This is a genomic window from Microbacterium sp. NPDC055599, assembly GCF_053618975.1.
Genome location: NZ_JBSHIM010000005.1, coordinates 193,155 through 212,296 on the forward strand (window position 1 = coordinate 193,155; position 19,142 = coordinate 212,296).

A 19,142-nucleotide genomic window follows, 5' to 3' on the forward strand; every position below is an offset into this window, starting at 1 on the left:
CCGCGCGACTCCCGGGCGTGGCGCGGGGGGGGGGGGGGGGGTGTGGGGGGGGGGGGGGTTGGGGTGGGGGGTGCTCGTGGTGTTCCCTCCAATGTGGGGGGTGCTGGGGGGGTCCTCCGTGGGGCACCCCCCCACGGTGCGGCCGCTCAGGCGGCCGCGATGTACTTCGCGGGGTCGGCGTCGAACGCCGGACCGCAGCCCGCGCAGCAGAAGTGATAGCGGGTGCCCTCGTAGTCGCGGAACAGCCCGGCGGCCTCGGCCTGCGCGATGACCACGGGACTGCCGGCCATCACCGGGCACGTGGTCATGCCCTCGGCGTTCGACGCCAGCAGGTCGGGGCGTCCCTCGGCGGCGACACCGCCGGCGGCCGGGACGCTGCAGCAGGATCCTGCGGGGGAATCGGACATGTCGGTACTCCTCTTTCTCAGGGTCACTGGGCGTCCACCGCCGTGCTGCGGAACGACCGCAGGCGGAGGCTGTTGCCGACCACGAAGACGCTGGAGAACGCCATCGCCGCGCCGGCCAGCATGGGGTTGAGCAGGCCGAGCGCCGCGAGCGGGATGGCCGCGACGTTGTAGGCGAACGCCCAGAACAGGTTGCCCTTGATGGTGCCGAGCGTGCGTCGGGAGAGACGGATCGCGTCGGCCGCGCTGCGCAGGTCGCCGCGCACGAGGGTGATGTCGCTCGCCTCGATCGCCGCATCGGTCCCTGTTCCCATCGCGAGCCCCAGGTCGGCCTGCGCGAGGGCCGCGGCGTCGTTCACGCCGTCGCCCACCATCGCGACCACCCGGCCCTCGTCCTGCAGCCGGCGCACCACCGCGACCTTGTCGGCCGGAAGCACCTCGGCGATCACCTCGTCGATGCCGACCTCCGCGGCGATCTGCTCCGCGACCGCGCGGTTGTCGCCCGTGAGCAGGACGGGGGTGAGCCCGAGCCCGACGAGCTGGGCCACGGCCTGTGCGCTCGTCGCCTTGACCGTATCGGCCACCACGAGCACGCCACGCGCCGCGCCGTCCCAGCCGACAGCGATCGCGGTCTTGCCCTGGCGCTCCGCCTCCGCCTTCGCCTCGGCGAGCGCGGACGGCAGATGCTGCGACCAGTCCGCGAGCAGGGACGCTCGACCCACGATCACGGCGTGACCGTCGACCACGCCCTGCACGCCGCGGCCCTCGATGTTCGTGAAGTCCTCCGGCGCGGGCAGCGCGCCCAGCTCCCTCGTCGCCGCGGTGGCGACGGCCTGGGCGATCGGGTGCTCCGAGGCGTCCTCCAGCGCTCCCGCGAGGCGCAGCAGCTCGGCGCGCTCCACGCCCTCCGCGGTGTGCACGGCCGTGAGAGTCATGCGCCCCGTGGTGACGGTGCCGGTCTTGTCGAGCACGACCGTGTCGACCCGGCGCGTGGACTCCAGGATCTCGGGGCCCTTGATGAGGATGCCGAGCTGAGCGCCGCGACCCGTGCCGACGAGCAGCGCGGTGGGCGTGGCGAGTCCGAGCGCGCACGGGCAGGCGATGATGAGCACGGCGACGGCGGCGGTGAAGGCCGCGGCGGCCGGGAACCCCAGGCCGAGCCACACGCCCAGCGTGCCGAGCGCCACCACGATCACGATCGGCACGAAGATGCCGGACACCCGGTCGGCGAGGCGCTGCACCTCGGCCTTCCCGGTCTGCGCCTGCTCCACGAGCCGGGCCATCTGCGCCAGCTGCGTGTCGGAGCCGACGCGGGTCGCCCGCACCACGAGACGCCCGCCCGCGTTCACGGTCGCCCCGGTCACGGCGTCGCCCTCGCGCACCTCCACCGGGACGGACTCGCCCGTGAGCAGGGAGGCGTCGATGGCGGAGGTGCCCGAGACGACGACGCCGTCCGTGGCGATCTTCTCCCCCGGACGGACGACGAACTCGTCGCCCACCGCCAGCTCGGTCGTGGGGATCCGGGTCTCCACGCCGCCGCGCAGCACCGCGACCTCCTTTGCGCCGAGCTCGAGCAGCGCGCGCAGCGCCGCCCCCGCCTGCCGCTTGGAGCGCTTCTCGAAGTAGCGTCCGGCGAGGATGAAGGTCGTCACCCCGGCGCCCACCTCCAGGTAGATGTTGCCCGCCCCGTCGCTCGGTGCCACGGTCAGCTCGAACGGGTGCGTCATGCCCGGCATCCCGGCCGTGCCGAAGAAGAGGGCGTAGAGCGACCAGAGCAGCGCCGCGAGCGTGCCCATCGAGATGAGCGTGTCCATGGTCGCCGCCCCGTGGCGCAGGTTGGTCCACGCGGCGCGGTGGAACGGCCACGCCGCCCACACGATCACCGGTCCGGCGAGCGCGAGCGACAGCCACTGCCAGTACGTGAACTGGAGCGCCGGGATCATCGCCATCGCGATCACCGGGACGGTGAGCACGATCGACACGATCAGCCGCTGGCGCAGTGCGGCCAGCCCGTCGTCCGCCTGCTTCGGCGTCGCGTCCTCGGTGGTCGGTGCCGGAGGCGCGGGGACAGCGGCGGTGTAGCCCGTCTTCTCGACCTCGGCGATGAGCACCGCCGTGTCGAGGCCGGCCGGCGCGGTGACCGTGGCCTTCTCGGTCGCGTAGTTGACGCTCGCGGTCACGCCGTCGATGCGGTTGAGCTTCTTCTCGATCCGCATCGCGCACGACGCGCAGGTCATGCCCCCGATCTCCAGCTCGACGCTGGTCTCGTCGGGCACGGATCGCGTATCGGTCATGACCGCACCGCCTCGTAGCCCGCCTCGTCGACGGCGGCCAGCACCGCGGCGTCGTCGACCGGGGCGGAGCTGTGGACCACCAGGCGTCCGGTCTGCGCGCTGACGTCGACGCCGTCGACCCCGGGAATGCGGGAAACCTCGCCGCGGACGGCCATCTCGCAGTGCCCGCACGTCATCCCGGTCACCTGGTACTCGCTCTTGTTCATCGTCGTTCCTCTCCGCTGTCAGGATACCCCCCTGGGGTACTCCCTGCGACAACCCTATACCCATCACGGGTATTCCCGACACCGCCGAAGGCCCCGCTCGGACCACGCTCGCCCCGGCGGGGTGAGCGTCCGCCCCCGGCGCCCGGCCCGCCTGGCACCCTGAACAGATGGACGACGCGACGCTCCCCTCCTGGAGGGACACCCCCACCCGACGCGCCATCGAGGCGTTCGTGACGGGCGTGGCGACCGGACCGGATGCGGTGCCCGCGGAGGAGCGCGTCGCCGTGTTCGACAACGACGGAACGCTGTGGACCGAGAAGCCGATGCCCACGCAGCTCCACTACGTGGTGGAGCGTTGGCGGGAGGTGGCCCTGGCGGATCCCTCCCTGGCCGACACGCAGCCCTACCGCGCGGCCGTCACGGGCGACCTGGCGTGGCTCGGCGCGGCCGTCGAGAAGCACTACGCCGGGGACGACTCCGACCTCGGCACCATCATCGCCGCCCTCGTCGGCCTCACCGACGGACTCGACGTCGAGCAGTACGCCGCCGCCGTGTCGGCGTTCTTCCGCACCGCGCGCCACCCCGTGCTCCACCGCCCCTACACCGAGCTCGTGTACCAGCCGATGGTCGAACTGCTGCGCTACCTCGAACGGCACGGCTTCACGTGCTACATCGTCTCGGGCGGCGAGCGCGACTTCCTGCGCCCCCTGACGCAGTCCATCTACGGCATCCCGCCCGAACGCGTCGTGGGTTCGGCGCTGGGGCTCACGTACGACGAGGCGACCGGATCGGTGCGCTACTCCCCCGCGCTCGCGTTCTTCGACGACGGACCCGAGAAGCCGGTGCGCATCTGGAGCCGCATCGGCCGACGCCCTCTCCTCGCCGCGGGCAACTCCAACGGCGACATGCCGATGCTCGACCACGCACGGCGCGGCCCCCGCCGGGGTCTCGCGCTGCTGATCCACCACGACGACCACGACCGCGACGACGCCCCGTACGACGCGGGCGCCGACAAGGCCCTGGCCGCCGCACGCGAGCGCGGGTACACGGTCGTGAGCGTGCGCGACGACTGGGCCAGCGTGTTCCCCGCACCCTCCTGACCGCTCAGCCCCCGGCGCTCAGCCCCCGGCGCTCAGCCCCCGGCGCTCAGAGGGCGCAGCGGAAGCCGATGTGGGTCATGGCGGTGTCCTCCGCCTGTGCCGACCGCGCGGCCGGGCGATACCGCAGGCAGTACTCGGGGGCGCACAGGTGCGAGCCGCCCTTGAGCACGCGCCGCGGGATGGGCGAACCCGGCTCGGCCGACAGCAGGCTCGCCCGGCGACCGGGATCCACCGCGACCGTGCCGGGCGGCACGTGCCGGTGGGTCCAGTAGTCCGCCGTCCACTCCCACACGTTGCCGATCATGTCGAACAGGCCGTAGCCGTTGGCGGCGAAGCTGCGCACGGGCGCCGTGCCCACCCAGCCGTCCGCCCCGTCGTTGCGGTAGGGGAAGGCACCCTGCCAGGTGTCGGCCATCAGCACGCCGTCCGGCTTCGTCTCGTCGCCCCAGGCGAAGCGCGCGCCGACCAGTCCGCCGCGCGCCGCCCACTCCCACTCGGCCTCGGTGGGCAGCCGCTTGCCCGCCCACGCGGCGAACGCGACCGCGTCCGGATAGGCGATGTGCACCACCGGGTGGTCGAGACGGTCGTCGATGGACGAGTCCGGCCCGAACGGACGCCGCCAGAACGCACCAGGCTCCCACCGCCACCACTGCCGCCAGTCGCGCAGATCGACCGGGCCCGACGTCGGTGTGAACACCATGGCGCCGGGAACGAGGTCGTCGGGGTGCACGCCGGGATAGTCGGCCGGATCCATCGGCTGCTCGGCGACCGTCACATAACCGGTCTCGTCGACGAACGCCGCATAGTCGCGGTTGGTCACCGGGTGCTCGTCGAGACGGAACGACGCCACCTCGCGCTCGTGAACCGGGCCCTCCTCGGGGTAGAACTCGTCGGAACCCATGCGCAGCGTGCCACCGGGAACCTCGATCATCGCCACCATGCCTTCATCGTAGGGGCCGTCCGCGGGGCCGGGCCGTGCCGGGCGACTCCGGCGGCCGCTACTCGCGGGAGAGCATCGCGGCCGCCTCCAGCTCCAGGTCGAGGTACTGCTCGGCGCTCACGTCGATCCCCACGCCCAGCAGCTTGCCGCCCGTGAACGGAAACGCGCTGCCGTACTGGCGGCTCACCGGGTCGGCGCTGTCCCAGCCGACGCAGAGGCCGTCCCCGCACAGGGTGAACTTGCCCACCTGCGCCCGCATCGGCCCGGACGCCACCGCCCGGTCGTCGACGTACAGCGTCGCGGTGCCCACGGACTCCCCGTGCTCACCCGCCCCCTCCCGCACGAACTCCACGCCGAGCGTGTGCGGGCCCGGCGTGAGCGGCTCCGACGTGAAGGTCTGCTCGGGCGGGATGCCCAGGAAGTTGTACACGTAGGTGAGCCGGCCGTCCTTCACGAACAGCGAGTGCCCGCCGAACCGGGAGCCGTGCGCGAACAGCACGCCCTGCGCCCCGTCCTCGAGCACCGCGTCGGCGATGATCTTGAACGACCGGCCGCGCACGTTCACCGCGACGCTCTCGGGCACCGCGGCCGTGCCCGGGTAGTACACGTACCGCTCGCGGGGCCGTTCGGCCTGCGGGCGCTGCACGGTCAGCAGTTCCCTGGCGGACCGGTCGTCCAGCGGCAGCGCGAAGTTCGCCTCGGCCTCCGCGAACCACGCGTCGATGAGCTCGCGGAGCTTCTCCGGATGCGTGGCGGCGAGGTCGTGCGCCTCCGCGCGATCCTCGGCCACGTGGAACAGCTCCCACGCGTCGTCCTCGAAGTGCCCCGTGCCCGTGAGCGGTGCGTGCACGGCGGCGGCCTTCCACCCGTCCTTCCAGATGCCGCGCGTGCCGAGCATCGCGTAGTACTGGACGTGCTTCTCGCTCGGGCCGTCGGGGGCCGCGTCGAAGCTGTACCTCATCGAGACGCCGTCGAGCGGACGCTGCGTCACCCCGCGGTAGGTCTCCGGCATCTCGACGCCGATCACGTCGAGCACGGTCGCCACGATGTCGACCGAGTGGTGGTACTGGTGGCGCAGCTCTCCCTTCGCCGCGATGCCCTTCGGCCAGTGGATCACCATCGGGTCGCACGTGCCGCCCGAGTACTGGGAGTAGCGCTTGAACATCGGGAAGGGCGTCGAGAACGCCGCGGCCCACCCGGTCGGATAGTGGTTGTAGGTGTCCGCGGAGCCGAGGTGGTCGATCATCGCCAGGTTCTCGGCGAGGTCGTCGGGGAAGCCGTTGAAGAACTTGTTCTCGTTGACCGAGCCGTCGGGCGAGCCCTCCCCCGATGCGCCGTTGTCGGCGCAGTAGAACACGAGGGTGTTGTCGAGCTGTCCTGTCTCCTCCAGATAGTCGATGATGCGGCCGACCTGCGCATCGGTGTACTCGCTGAACCCGGCGAACACCTCGGCCATGCGGGAGAACAGGCGCCGTTCGTCGTCGTTCAGCTCCGACCACGGCCGCACGTGATCGGCCGGGTTCGCGACGTCGTCCGGCATCGGGTTGAACGGGGTGAGCGCGGTGCCCTCGGGCAGCACGCCCCTGTCGATCATGCGCGCGAGCACCCACTCCCGGTACGCGTCGTAGCCGTCGTCGAACATCCCCCTGTACTTGTCGATGTACTCCTGCGGCGCGTGATGCGGGGCGTGGTTCGCACCGGGACAGAACCAGAGGTACCAGGGCTTCGACGGGTTCGACGCCTGCTGGTTGCGGATCATCGTGAGCGCCTGGTCGGCGAGGTCCTTCGACAGGTGGTACCCCTCCTCCGGCGTCGCGGGGGCGTCGATGAAATGGTTGTCCTCGACGAGATCCGGGTACCAGTTGTTCGTCTCGCCGCCGAGGAAGCCGTAGAACCGGTCGAAGCCGAGCTGCAGCGGCCACATCGAGCGGTTGCCACCCGGGGCGATGTCCTCCTCCGGCACGTTGTGGTTCTTGCCGACCCAGAACGTGGAGTAGCCGTTGTCCTGCAGCACCTGCCCGATCGTCGCGCACTCGGCGGGCAGCCGTCCCGCGAAGCCCGGGAACCCCGTGGTGCCCTCCATGATCACCCCGGCGCGGTTGACGTGATGGTTGCGGCCGGTGAGCATGGTCGACCGCGTCGGCGAGCACAGCGCCGTGGTGTGCCACTGCGTGTAGGTGAGTCCGTTCTGCGCGAGCCGGTCCATGGTCGGCATGCTGATGCGTCCGCCGTACGGCGACCAGGACGCGAGGCCCGTGTCGTCGTACAGCACCACCAGCACGTTCGGCGCGCCGTCCGGAGCGGTCCGCAGCTCGTACGGCGACCAGTCCGGCGTCGAGTCCCGCACGTCGAGCCGGATCTCTCCGGTGAAGTCCGCGTTGAAGTCCGACATGTCCACTCCTTCTCTCATGGGTGTTCCTCCGGTACCGCCGGCGCGAGGGGCGGGCGTCGCAGCAGCGCCACGAGGACGACGAGCACCAGTACGCCCGCCGCGACGCCCACCACGGCACCGAACGACACCGGCCGCAGGACGATCAGCAGAAGGAGCGCGACGACGAGCCCCGCGACCAGGATCGGCCCGCGGTACCGGTCGACCGCCACACCGAGCCGCCCCGTGGAGACACCGTGACGCTCCGCGGCGCCCCGGAGCGCGGCGACACCGCTCTCCACGGCCGTCCGCGTGCGCACCGCGGCGCGGGACGACCCGGCGACCCAGGCCCACAGCGCGACCAGCACCGCCGACAGGGCGAGCGCCGCGACCGTCGAGGACAGCAGCGCCGTCACCTCATCGAACAGCGACGCCGCCGCCGCAGCGGTCATGATCGACGGGCTCACCGCGCCCAGGAAGAACGAGCGGCCGATGCCCAGGCCGGCAGCCAGCAACAGGAAGGCCGCGGCGAGCGCGACACTCGTCCACAGCAGCGCCCGTGGTCGGTCGCGGGCCAGCAGCACCCCCAGCACCACGAGCCCCGCCAACACCCACGGCAACCAGAAACCCGCCGCGACCGCGACCTGGTACAGCGCCCGGACGAGCACGAGGGCATCGGCCTGGGCGATCGGGATGGAGCGGTCGATCACCGGGATCAGGTCTGCCACGCCGACACCGCGCTCCGCCAGTGCATCTTTCACGCGCTCGATCACCACACCGAGGTCGAGCGACAGCACCCCGTCGTCGGCCAGCTGCAGCGCGGTCCCCGGCTCGTCCTGCAGCACGGCGACCGCACGCTCGTGCGCGACCCGCAGCGACTGCGCCCAGATGTCGGCGAACTGCGCGGACGACACGACGTCGTGCACCACGCCGTCGATCAGGGACGACAGCCCCGACGCCGCCGGAGCCTGGAGGAGCGTGAGCGCGGACTCGGCGCGGGGCGGCAGGTCGAGCGAGCGCAGCCCGTCGAACAGCTCGCCGACGACGGCGTCGAGGTCGACCTGCTCGTCGATCGCGGCGCTCACCTGGTCGGCGACGAAGTCCTGCACGTCGGGGTCGTCTGCGAGCGGCCCGAACGTGGCGACGAAGCGGTCCGCGTCCACGAGCTGGAGGCGGGCCCAGGTTCCGAGCACGGCGACGGGCGCGAGCAGCACCGCCACCGCGAGCACGACCCCGGCGAGGATGCTGCGCGCGGCGGGCCGACGGCGCGGCGTGCGCAGGGCCTCGTTCTCGCGCTCGAGCAGCTCGACCCGCGCCCGCAGCTCGTCGAGCTCGCCCATCGGTCCTCCTCGATCGTCGTCGTGGTGCACCGGCGGCTAGGTGCCGAGCAGCCGCTGCTTCGCCGCCGCGAACTCCTCCGCCGACAGCACGCCGGCCTGCTGCATCGCCGCGAGCTGCTGCAACTTCGCGATCAGGTCGTCGCCGGCGGGAGCCGTCGGTGGCGCGGGTGGCGTGGCGGGGGCCGTGGCGTCGCGCACGGTCGCCTCGACCTGCGCCTGCTGCTGCGCGGCCTCGTACTGCTGCTGCTCGTACTCCTCCTGCGCCCGGCGGGCCTGGTGCCGCTGCGCCGCCCCGGTGACGGCCGTCGCCGTACCAGCGACCACGGCCGTGCGCGCGGCGAGGCCCAGCAGTCCCGGCCGTCCGAATCTCCGCAGAGGCATGTCAGTCCCCCTCCTGGTCGAGGATGTCGATGAGCGCATTCACCACGGGTGCGGGGACGCGCTCCGTGCGCAGCACCCGTCCACCCGCGGCCGCGAGGTCGTGCGCGAGCACGCGGGCGAACGCGAGTTCCAGGACCACGACCGCCGCCGAACGACCCGGATCGAGCTCGCCGGCCAACAGCTCCACGTCTTCCTCCCCCGCGAGACCGGAGACAATGGGGGCGAACCCGGCGAGCCCGAGCTGCTCGGCGTCGTCCTCCAGCTCCAGGATCTCGATGTCCCCGTCGGTCGTCTTGCCGACGAGCACGATGTCCAGGATCCGGACGACGCCGCTCTCGGCGACGTCGGCGAGAGCACGGAAGGTGCCGGGGTCGGGTCGATCGCCCTCGAACCCCACCAGATAGAGCTCGACCGGGCCGAACCGGAAATCGTTCATGGCACCGCCTTCCTCGCGCGGATCAACGGCGTCATGCTCGCACCATCGTCGCGTGGCCCTCACGAGGGGATCACCCGGGCTGGGTGAGCTGCGACGACGGCGACTCGCCCGGATCGGGTGACCACCGCCACGCCCGGCACCGTGGTCGCTGCCACGATCACCTCACCTGCTCATCGACGAAAGGGGTCCGACGTGTCGTTCTGGGAAAGCTTCTGGGACATCATCTGGTGGTTCTTCTGGGTGTTCGTATTCGTCTCCTACCTCATGGTGCTGTTCAACATCGTCGCCGACCTGTTCCGCGACCACGCGCTGAACGGCTGGTGGAAGGCCGTGTGGATCATCTTCCTGATCTTCGTGCCCTTCCTCACCGCGCTCATCTACCTGATCGCGCGCGGGCGGGGAATGGCCGAACGTGCGGCCGCCTCCTACCGACAGCAGCAGGACGCCGCCGATACGTACATCCGCAGCGTCGCAGGGACCAGCGCGACCGACGAGATCGAGAAGGCCTCGAAACTGCTCGCGGCCGGCACCATCACCGACGCCGAGTTCGCCGCGATCAAGGCGCGCGCCCTCGCCTGACCCCGGGTGGACGGGGGCCGTCGAACGCGGCGCCCCCGTTCACACCGTCGAGCGCACGGCCTCCCGGCGCGACGACACCCCGAGCTTGCGGTAGATCGCCCGCTGATGCGTCTTGACCGTGTTGACGGACACCGACAGCTCCCGTGCGATCTCGGGCAGCGTCCGTGCGGTCTGCAACTGCTGGAACACCTCGCGCTCCCGCTCGGACAGCCGATCCGCGAGCGAGCCCGCCGCGTCCATCGCGAGGCAGCGGCCGATGAAGTCCTCGAACTGCGTGCCGAAGTGCACGTGCTCGTGCAGCAGCCGCCGCACGGCCACCTCGCGCGGCCCGAACAGCACGCGGATCCCCTCGCCGGACGCGACAGCGACGGCCGCCTCGCACAGCTCGTGCGCCTCCTCGTGCCGCCCCGCGAGCCGCCGCATCACGGCGGCCGTGATCAGCGTCGACGCCTTGACGTACGACACCTCGGCGTACCCCCGCAGCGAGCGCAGCGACTCCAGCGCCGCGGGGTACTCCTCCGCGCGACGAAGCACGCCGGCGAGCGCGACGTTCACCAGCGGAAGGTCGGGACGCTGCACCGAGCGTGCCGCGATCCGGCGGGCGCGCTCGCCACTGCCTACGGCCTCGTCGAGCAGCGCCACGGCCGATTCCCGCAGCGCCGCCCAGCTGAACCCGCGGATCACCTCCAGCGGGATCTCCTGCACCGCGATCGCCGCGCGACGGCACGCGGCCACGTCGCCGGTCTCGGCCGCCGCGTAGGCGATCATCATCCTCGACAGCCCGGCGACCACCCGATCGGCTTCTCCGCCGTCGAGGACCGCGGAGAACGACTCCGTCGCGTCCGCGCTGTCGCCCGACCAGTAGGCGACGAACCCGGCCGCGGCAGCCTCGGTCCCTCCCCGATGCCGTTCGTCGGAGACGTGCGGCGCGATGCGGGCGAGCGTGTCGCGAGCGTCGACCACGCGACCGGCCCAGACCTGTCCGAACGCGAGTTGGGCGAGCGACCAACGCACGCGCTCGGGGTCGGCCGAGCGCTCGGCCTCCCGCGCCGCGGCGGCGAAGTACTCGACCGGCAGTGCGGGGTCGCCGCGATGACGGATCTCGCTCCAGCCCAGCAGGTAGTCGAGCGCGGTGCGGTCTGCGACCTCCACCGCCGTGGCGTCGTGCAGCAGCGCGTGCACCTGCGCGCTGGCCTCCACCACGTCGGCGCTGTCGTCCGCGAGCAGCAGCCGCGCGACCGGCAGGACCGTCGACGTCGGCACCCCGTCGCGGTCCCGCAGCGCGTGCGCCCGCTGGAACAGCTCGCGTGCCACGTGGCGCTCGCCGAGCGCATCGCACGCGCACGCCTGCACGAGGAGGAGATCGGGGTCGTCGGGGTCGTGCCGCCGTAGCTCCGTCACCGCGTGCTCGACCTCGGCGGCGCTCCCGCCCACGACGAGCCCGAGCCAGTGTCGATCCAGGATGGTGCGCGCGACGTCGGGCTCACCGCCCCGCAGGGCGTGCCCGATCGCGGCGACCGGATCGGACTCGGCCAGTGTCGCGGCCGCTCGACGGTGCACGTCGGCGAGCCGGTCGCGATCGGCCGCCGCGATCTCACCACAGCGGCGGGCGAACGTGCGGTGCCAGCGATAGACCGGGCCGTGCGGTCCGTCGAACCGGTCGAGGAACAGCCCCAGTCGCACGCATGCCTCCAGCAGCTCCGCGGCGTCCTCGCGCTGCGTCACCTGCGCGGCGAGCTCGGGCGTGAGCTCGGCGCAGACGGTGGCGTCGAGCACGAAACGGGCGACCTCCGGCGGCAGGGCACCCAGCACGTGCTCGCGCACGTACTCGCCGAGGAAGCTCGACGCGCTCGGGGCGCTCCGCTCCGGGCGGGCACCACCGATCATCATGAGCCGGACGGCGATCGGCCACCCGCCCGTCTCCTCCACGATCGCGTCCGCGCCGAGGCCCTCTCGCGCGGCGGGAGCGAGCCGCGCCACCTCCTCGCGCGTGAAGCTCAGAAGGTCGGCCCCGAGGAACCCCTCCGGGGCGGTCACGCGCTGGCGGCTCAGGGTCAGCTCGAGCAGCGTCGTCCCCACCAGCACCAGCCGCAGACCGTCCGGCGGCTGCTCCGCGAGCATGCCGAGAAGGCCGTGGCGCCACCGCTCCCCCGCCCGGTGCGCGTCGTCCACCACCAGGTGCACCCGCGCGTCGCGGTCGCCGAAGACCCGGCAGATCTCCTCGTACGCACGCTCCGGGTTCGTGAGGGCGGGCAGGTCGCGCTCGGAGGCGTCGCCGCTGGTCGCCCGCAGCGCCTCGACGACGCCGCGGGTCAGCCGCGCGGGGTCGACGTCGAACGGGCTCAGCGCGAGCCACGCCACCCGGTCCACGCTCGTCGCCCACTGTGCCACGGCCGTGGTCTTGCCGAAACCGGAGGGAGCACTCACGACGGTGACCGGCGCGCCGGCGACCGCCGCGTGCAGTGCCTCGGTCACCCGGTCGCGTCGCAGCACGCCGGGCTGCGGGCCCGGCGGCCGGAACCGCATGGTCGGCCCTGGACTCGTCTGACGCAGGGGGGACGACATGGCAGTCACCCTAGTGACGGCCGCGCGACCGCATGCGGACCGCGAGGATTCTCACCCGGATGAGAAGGACGGGCCACGGCGCACGCCCCCGCGCGGGGCTACGCTGACCGCGTGACCACCTCCCCCACCTCCCCCGAACGCGTCATCGACGGCTCCCTGTCCCCCTCACTGCGCGTCCTGCTGGCCCTCGCCGCCGGTGCCGTCGCGCTCGCGGGCCTCTCCGTCGCGCGGGACGTGTTCAGCCCCCTCGCCCTCGCCGTCGTCATCGTCGTGGTGTGCGATCCCGTGCGCCGTCCCTTCGGGCGGCGCGGCTGGCCGGCGTGGACGGGATCCACCGCCGTGATCGTCGTGTCGATCGCGATCCTCGTGGCGATGGGCACCCTGCTGTGGCTCGCCGGGATCCAGTTCGCCGGGCTGATCGGCGACCTCGCGACGGACGGCAGCCTCCGTCGCACGGCCGACGACCTGGTCGCACTGCTGCAGTCGCTCGGGCTCGAGGACGCCGCGACCGACACCGCGGCCTCCGTCCTCGACCCCGAGACGCTCCTGGCCGCCGCGAGCCGGGTGGGCGGCACCGTGGTCGGCGTCGCGACCGCACTGTTCTTCGTGTGCGCGTACATCGTGTTCCTCGCGGTCGACGCGGCCCGATACCAGCGGGCGGGCGAGGTGTTCGGGACGACGCGTCGGGCGTCGATCGAGCGCATCACCCGACTGAACCGCGGCGTGCGCCGCTACTTCGTCGTCAACGCGATCTTCGGCGCGATCGTCGCCGTGATCGACGGGCTCGCCCTGTGGTGGATGGGCGTGCCAGCGCCGCTCGTCTGGGCGATCCTCGCGTTCGTGACGAACTTCGTGCCGAACATCGGGTTCGTGCTCGGCCTCATCCCGCCCGCGGTGCTGGCGCTCGTGGTGGGCGGCTGGCCCCTCCTTCTCGCCGTCGTCGCGGTGTACTGCGTCGTCAACGTCGTGCTGCAGGTTCTCGTGCAGCCGAAGTTCGTGAGCGACGCGGTCGACCTGAGCCTGACGCTGAGCTTCTTCTCGGTGGTGTTCTGGACGTTCGTGATCGGTCCGCTCGGGGCGATCCTCGCCGTGCCGCTCACGCTGGTCGTACGCACCCTGGTGCTGGAGGTCGACCCCGGCAGCACCTGGCTGCGCTGGCTGTCCGGCGACCGCACGGCCGCTCCGCCCCCGACCGTTCCCGCACGACCGGAGCCCGACCCCGCCGCAGAGCCCGACCCCGCCGCAGAGCCCGACCGGAAATCACCAGGGGGAGCTTGACCGATCCCGCTGGCGAGGGCACGCGCCGCGGTGGAAGGGTGGACGCGCGGCGCTCGGTGCCGCGGCGAGAGGAGGCGGGGATGCAACGACCGCTCGCCGGTCTGACGGCGCGCAACGCCCTCACGGAGGTGACGGCGGGCGTCACCCTGCTCGCGATCGCCATCCCGTTGAACATCGGATACGCCCAGATCGCCGGGCTGCCCGCGACCGCCGGGCTTTACGCGCTGATCGTCCCCACCGTGCTGTACGCGCTGGTCGTGTCGTCGCGGCAGCTCGTCGCCTCTCCCGACGCGGCGGCGGCCGCGCTCGTCGCCTCGTCCGTCGGCGGGCTGGCCGTGGCCGGGAGCGCCGACTACGCCACGCTCGCACTCGCGCAGGCCGTGCTGTCCGGGCTGATGTTCGTGCTCCTGGCGGTGTTCCGGCTCGGCTTCCTCGCCGACTTCCTGTCGAAGCCGATCCTGGTCGGCTTCGTGGGCGGCCTCGCGCTGGACATCATGGTGAGCCAGATCGCCAAGATGCTGGGAGTGAAGATCGACTCCGGTGCCGAGTTCCCCGAGAAGACAGTTGCGCTGATCGGCGGACTGCCCACGCTCAACGGCTGGTCCCTGCTGATCGCCGCCGGCTCGGTCGCGGTCCTCCTGATCGGGAAGGCCTTCCTGCGCGCGGTCCCGTGGGCACTCGTCGTCCTGATCCTGACGACCGTGCTCGTGCTGCTGGCTGGACTCGACGACCGCGGGGTCGACGTGCTGGGCGCCGTCCCCGCCGGTCCCCCCGCGCTGACGTGGCCCGTGCTGGACTGGGGCACGTGGCTGGCGCTCGTGCCGTCCGCGATCGCGCTCACCCTGGTCACCACGGCCGAGGGCCTGCTGGTGTCGCGGTCGTACGCGGAGAAGCACGGGTACCCGTTCCGAGCCAACCGCGACCTGCTCGCGTTCGGGGTCGCGAACGTCGCAGCCGGCGCGCAGGGCAGCTTCGCGGTCGGCTCGTCCACGTCGCGCACGGCCGCGATGGACCAGGCGGGCTCGCGCACGCAGCTGCCCTCGGTCGTGCTCGCCGTCGGCACCCTGCTGCTGCTGCTGTTCGGGACGGCGCTGCTGGAGGACATCCCCTCACCGGCGATCGGGGCGATCGTGGGCGTCGCGATCATCCCGCTGCTGGGCGTGCGGGAGTTCATCGACCTGTGGCGCAAGGACCGGTTCGAGTTCCTGATCGGCGCGGTCTGCTTCCTCGTCACGCTCCTGATCGGCTCGATCCCCGGGATCCTCGTCGCGTTCGTGCTGGCCCTCATCAACCTCGCCAAGCGCGCGGCCTCCCCCGCGATCGACGTGCTGGAGGCCTCGGGCGATCCGGCGGAGTCGCTGCTGGAGGACGCGCCGTCCGGAACGACGACGGCACCGGGCATCATCGTGGTGCGCCTGGCCGCGCCGCTCTTCTTCGCCAACGGCACGGTGTTCACGTCCGCGGTGAAGGAGGCGATCCGGGCCGCGGGCGACGGCGCGGTGCAGCACCTCGTCGTCGACATGGAGGCCGTGACCGACGTCGACGTCACGGGCGCCGAGTCGTTCGCCGCTCTCAAACGCTGGCTCGCCGACCGCTCGATCTCGCTGTCGTTCAGCCGCGTCCGCGCGAACACCTGGCGGCGGCTGTCCGAGCTGGACCTGCTCGACGGCGAGCCGCTGCACGCCACCAACCGCGCGGCGATCGCCGCCCTCACCGCGTCGGTCCCCGAGCCGGCGCCCGACGAGAGGTAGACCCATGGGAGCCGCCATCGGAAGTGTCCTCCCCCTCGCGCTCGGCATCGCGATCAGCCCGATCCCCATCATCGCGGCGATCCTGATGCTGCTGTCGCCCAAGGCGCGCGTCACGAGCGTGGGCTTCCTCCTGGGCTGGATCGCGGGCATCGTGGTCGCCGTGAGCGTGTTCACGCTGCTGTCCGCCGTGCTCCCCGAGCAGGACCCCGACGCCTCGCGACCCATCCGCGGCACCGTGCAGCTGCTGCTCGGCGTCGGCCTGCTGCTGCTCGCGGTGGGACAGTGGCGCCGTCGCCCCGGCGCCGGTCGCACGGCCAGCATGCCGGCGTGGATGAAGGCGATCGACACGATGCGGTTCCCGATGGCACTCGGGCTCGGATTCCTGCTCTCCGCCGTGAACCCGAAGAACCTGCTGATGGCGGCGGGAGCGGGGGTGGACATCGGCGCGGCCGGCCTGGACGGCGGGGCCCTGGTCGTGGTGATCGGCGTGTTCACGCTGATCGCCGCGTCGACGGTCCTCGTACCGGTGGTGGGGTACCTGGTCGCGGCCGAGCGGCTGCGGGGCCCGCTCGACGCTCTGCGCGCCTGGCTCGCCCAGGAGAACGCGGTCATCATGGCCGTGCTCCTCCTCGTCATCGGCGTGTCGATGATCGGCAAGGGCATCGCCGCGTTCTGAGTCGCCGCAGCCGGCGCGCGGGAACGGGAACGACGCGGGACCGCTGTGACCACCTCGCGACGAGTCGGGGATCACCCGATGCCGAGCGCGTGGGCGGCCGCCGTCACCCCCTCGCGGTCGGACACGCCGAGCTTGCGGTAGATGTTGCGCACGTGCGTCTTGACCGTGTTCGGGGAGATGTACTCCTGCGCGGCGATCTCCCGCAGCGTGGCGTTGCGGCACAGGGCGGCCAGCACGATGCGCTCGCGGTGCGTCAGCTCCTCCTCCGCCAGGACGCCGGCGGCGGTGAACCGCTCGCGCACGCGGTCGGCGAACCGGGTGCGCGAACCGGGGGTCGCTCGTGCCGCCAGCAGCTGCGTCACGACCGTCCCGGCCTCCGCGACCCGGCGGACGTGGTCCTCCGGCTCGGCGAGCGCCAGCGCGGTGGCGAGGGCGAACTGCGCCCGATCCGGCTCGGCGTCCTCCACGTCGAGGTGCGACTCCACCAGCCAGGCGTCGATCATCGACGCCGGCAGCAGGCAGCGTGCGGCCCCCTCCAGCACCGGGACGAGGGCTCCGCGCGCGACACCGGGCCGTCGGTCGTGCATCGCGGCGAGCGCACGGAGGACCAGCACGTCCCCGGTCTCGCCGAGCGCCGCCTCCACCTCGTCGATGAAGCGGTCGCGGATCGTGGGCTCGTTCAGACGGTGGAACGCGTGCACCACGAACGGCGCCATCATGGCGTACCAGTGCACCGGCAACGGGAGGTCCTCCCGCGGCGCGAGGAAGTCGAACAGCGCCATGGCCGCGGCGTGGGCGTCGTCGACCGCGTCCGCGGCGAGCAGTGCCTGCAACCCGTGCAGCCCCCGCGCGATCGCGGTCTCCCCTCCCGCGTCGAGGACCCGCGCCGACGGCAGCAGCGCCGGACTCGCGTCGAGCAGGTTCATGGCCTCGTAAGGCACCCACGATCGCCACACCCGGGCGACCTCGACGAACGCGTTGTCCGGTGCGCCGAGCTCATGCCACCGCTCGTCCAGGGCCGCACTCGCATCCATCACCTCGCGCAGCCGCCCGCGGAACAGGGCTGCCGTGAGGAGCGCGGTCTCCGCCTGCAGCTCCGCCGATACGGCACCGATCGCCCGCGCCAGGTCGGCCGCCCGTCTGGCCGACACCTCGGACTGCTCCAGCCGACCGGTGAAGAGCTGGGCCATCGCGAGCTGCAGCGTCGCGTAGGCGTCGATCCGCTCCTCGCCCGTCGGCGTGCGGAGCTCCGAGCCCACCGCGGCGAGCGCGTCCTCGATCCCCCCTCGGCGCAGTGCCGTGTGCAGCGCGAGCCCCCGCCTCCACGCCCGGTGCACGTCCGACTCGTCCGTCTCCGGCGTCGACGACAGCGCCGCGACCGCCGCGGACGCGTTCCCGCGGGTGAGCTCAGCCGCCGCGATCAGCATCCGCACCCCCGGCTCCGCGCGACGCTGCGCGGTCAGCTCCCCGGTCGCCGCGACGACCTCGTCGGGGTGGCCGTCGAGCACGAGCTGCATGCCGCTGCGACGGAGGATCGCCGAGACGCAGAACTCCTCTCCGCTGCGCACGGCGTGGACCAGTGCGGGAAGGGCCTCCCCCTGCCCGTCGAACCACGCCGACGCGATGCCCTCGAGCCGGGCGGGCTCGCTGCTGCCCCTGGCGCGCAGGCGCCCGAGCAGGAAAGCGCGCAGCAGCGGGTGGTAGTGGTACCGCGGGGGGTCCGCGCCGTCGGGGCCGGCGAGCACGTTGAGCCGCAGCAACCGCTCGATCAGAGCGCCCGCGCGTGCGCTGCCGCAGAGGACGGTCGCGAGTGCGGTCGTGAACGACTCGGGGACGGCCGTCGTCTCCAGGAAGCCGCGCAGCTCGTCACTGAGGTCTCCGAAGACCTCCTCCACGAAGTAGTCGACCACGTCGGGGTCGTCTCCCCGGAGCGGGTAGGCCCCGACCGGGCCCCCGCCGGGGGCGTTGAGCATCATGAGCTGCAGCGCCGCGGCCCACCCCGCGGTGCGGGTCAGCAGCGCGGCGATCTCGCTCGGGTTCAGGTGCAGGTCGCGGAGCGCGAAGAACGCCTGGATCTCGTCGGGACGGAACGCCAGGGCAGCACCGTCGAGTTCGAGGGCGATGCCGCTGAGCCGACGACGGGCCAGCGGGATCATGCGCGTGCCGCGACCGGACAGCACGACGTGCACGTCACCAGGGACCGTCTGCACGAACACCGACATCAGGTGGGCGGACTCGTCGTCCTGAAGGTGGTGCACGTCGTCGACGATGATCACGATCCGTCTGCGGGCCGCGTCCAGCGCCCTGGCGAGTCCGCGCATGGTGGCCGCCCCGTGACCGCGGGGCACGCGGGCGAAGCCGCGCTGCAGTGCGGGATCGGGGATCCGTTCGAGACCCGCGATCAGCGTGTCGACGCCGTCGCCGCGCTCCATCGCGACCCACACGACCTCGACGTCGGCGTGCTCGCGCAGCTCACGCGACCACTGCGCGAGCAGCCGCGTCTTGCCGGCGCCGGCCGGCGCGCCCACGAGCGTGAGCGACCACGGCTCCTCCATCGCGGCGCTGAGCCGGGTCAGCAGTCGGTCCCTCCGTACCTCGCCCTTCATCGATGTGGGGATGGGACTGGTCGTCCGACCTCCGTGTCGAGCATCTTCCGTCATCGGTCCCCCCGATCCTGAAGCGGCTCTCCCCCTCGGCGGCAGTATATTCCCCGATGAGAGCGGTTCCGCAAGGGCATGCCCCTGCTCACGGCGGGGCCGACGCCCCGACCCGCCGACGCCCGCGATGAGGGACCGCGGCCCCGCCAGATCAGCGCCGCGCCGTG

15 protein-coding genes are annotated in these 19,142 nt (G+C 72.5%); 5 read left to right on the top strand and 10 right to left on the bottom strand.

The annotated features are described in order from the left end of the window. Positions 1–146 precede the first annotated feature (146 nt). From ACWGQ1_RS06635 to ACWGQ1_RS06645, 3 genes are read right to left on the bottom strand one after another with little or no spacing between them, the layout of a single operon-like run. Positions 147–407 carry a YHS domain-containing protein gene (locus tag ACWGQ1_RS06635; RefSeq protein WP_136032554.1) on the bottom strand — a complete coding sequence of 87 codons (261 nt, stop codon included), beginning with the start codon at positions 405–407 and terminating at the stop codon, positions 147–149. A gap of 23 nt (positions 408–430) precedes the next feature. Next, positions 431–2,698, bottom strand: a complete 2,268-nt coding sequence (locus ACWGQ1_RS06640; RefSeq protein WP_452312580.1) for a heavy metal translocating P-type ATPase — start codon at positions 2,696–2,698, stop codon at positions 431–433. Continuing rightward, positions 2,695–2,904, bottom strand: coding sequence for a cation transporter (locus ACWGQ1_RS06645; RefSeq protein WP_452312581.1), 210 nt, complete (start codon positions 2,902–2,904; stop codon positions 2,695–2,697). Before ACWGQ1_RS06645 ends, ACWGQ1_RS06640 begins: the two co-directional genes overlap by 4 nt. Before the next feature lie 167 nt (positions 2,905–3,071). Here ACWGQ1_RS06645 and ACWGQ1_RS06650 point away from each other — a divergent pair, with 167 nt between their 5' ends. Continuing rightward, positions 3,072–4,004 carry an HAD family hydrolase gene (locus ACWGQ1_RS06650; protein ID WP_247981535.1) on the top strand — a complete coding sequence of 311 codons (933 nt, stop codon included), beginning with the start codon at positions 3,072–3,074 and terminating at the stop codon, positions 4,002–4,004. Positions 4,005–4,050: 46 nt separating this feature from the next. Here the strand turns inward: ACWGQ1_RS06650 and ACWGQ1_RS06655 are convergent, their stop codons facing one another. The 5 genes from ACWGQ1_RS06655 to ACWGQ1_RS06675 all read right to left on the bottom strand — a co-directional run bounded on the left by ACWGQ1_RS06655 (position 4,051) and on the right by ACWGQ1_RS06675 (position 9,469). Then, positions 4,051–4,935: an SUMF1/EgtB/PvdO family nonheme iron enzyme gene (locus ACWGQ1_RS06655; RefSeq protein ID WP_452312597.1), complete on the bottom strand. Its 885-nt coding sequence runs from the start codon at positions 4,933–4,935 to the stop codon at positions 4,051–4,053. Between the two features lie 67 nt (positions 4,936–5,002). Then, on the bottom strand, positions 5,003–7,336 hold the full coding sequence (locus ACWGQ1_RS06660; protein ID WP_452312582.1) for a sulfatase-like hydrolase/transferase: 2,334 nt from the start codon (positions 7,334–7,336) through the stop codon (positions 5,003–5,005). Between the two features lie 14 nt (positions 7,337–7,350). After that, positions 7,351–8,652, bottom strand: a complete 1,302-nt coding sequence (locus tag ACWGQ1_RS06665; protein WP_452312583.1) for a hypothetical protein — start codon at positions 8,650–8,652, stop codon at positions 7,351–7,353. Positions 8,653–8,688: 36 nt separating this feature from the next. Continuing rightward, complete coding sequence (locus tag ACWGQ1_RS06670; protein ID WP_136032569.1) at positions 8,689–9,033, bottom strand: SHOCT domain-containing protein; 345 nt, start codon at positions 9,031–9,033, stop codon at positions 8,689–8,691. A gap of 1 nt (position 9,034) precedes the next feature. Then, positions 9,035–9,469: a DUF6325 family protein gene (locus ACWGQ1_RS06675; protein WP_136032571.1), complete on the bottom strand. Its 435-nt coding sequence runs from the start codon at positions 9,467–9,469 to the stop codon at positions 9,035–9,037. Between the two features lie 192 nt (positions 9,470–9,661). Here ACWGQ1_RS06675 and ACWGQ1_RS06680 point away from each other — a divergent pair, with 192 nt between their 5' ends. Then, positions 9,662–10,048 (top strand): SHOCT domain-containing protein, encoded by a 387-nt coding sequence (locus ACWGQ1_RS06680; protein ID WP_136032573.1) that lies wholly within the window; start codon positions 9,662–9,664, stop codon positions 10,046–10,048. 39 nt (positions 10,049–10,087) lie between these two features. Here the strand turns inward: ACWGQ1_RS06680 and ACWGQ1_RS06685 are convergent, their stop codons facing one another. Then, entirely contained in the window at positions 10,088–12,613 is a 2,526-nt protein-coding gene (locus ACWGQ1_RS06685; RefSeq protein WP_452312584.1) for a LuxR C-terminal-related transcriptional regulator, read from the bottom strand. Positions 12,614–12,724: 111 nt separating this feature from the next. On the opposite strand from ACWGQ1_RS06685, the gene ACWGQ1_RS06690 reads away from it, so the two are divergent. From ACWGQ1_RS06690 to ACWGQ1_RS06700, 3 genes are all read left to right on the top strand, one after another. Beyond that, a complete protein-coding gene (locus ACWGQ1_RS06690) occupies positions 12,725–13,891 on the top strand; it encodes an AI-2E family transporter (RefSeq protein WP_452312585.1) in 1,167 nt (388 codons plus the stop codon). 80 nt (positions 13,892–13,971) lie between these two features. Continuing rightward, complete coding sequence (locus tag ACWGQ1_RS06695) at positions 13,972–15,642, top strand: solute carrier family 23 protein (RefSeq protein ID WP_452312586.1); 1,671 nt, start codon at positions 13,972–13,974, stop codon at positions 15,640–15,642. Positions 15,643–15,646: 4 nt separating this feature from the next. Continuing rightward, the gene (locus ACWGQ1_RS06700; RefSeq protein ID WP_136032577.1) at positions 15,647–16,318 is read left to right on the top strand and encodes a GAP family protein; all 672 of its coding nucleotides are present in this window, start codon (positions 15,647–15,649) and stop codon (positions 16,316–16,318) included. Between the two features lie 71 nt (positions 16,319–16,389). Here ACWGQ1_RS06700 and ACWGQ1_RS06705 read toward each other — a convergent pair whose 3' ends face one another. Beyond that, positions 16,390–18,924 (bottom strand): LuxR C-terminal-related transcriptional regulator, encoded by a 2,535-nt coding sequence (locus ACWGQ1_RS06705; RefSeq protein WP_452312587.1) that lies wholly within the window; start codon positions 18,922–18,924, stop codon positions 16,390–16,392. Positions 18,925–19,142: the final 218 nt, after the last annotated feature.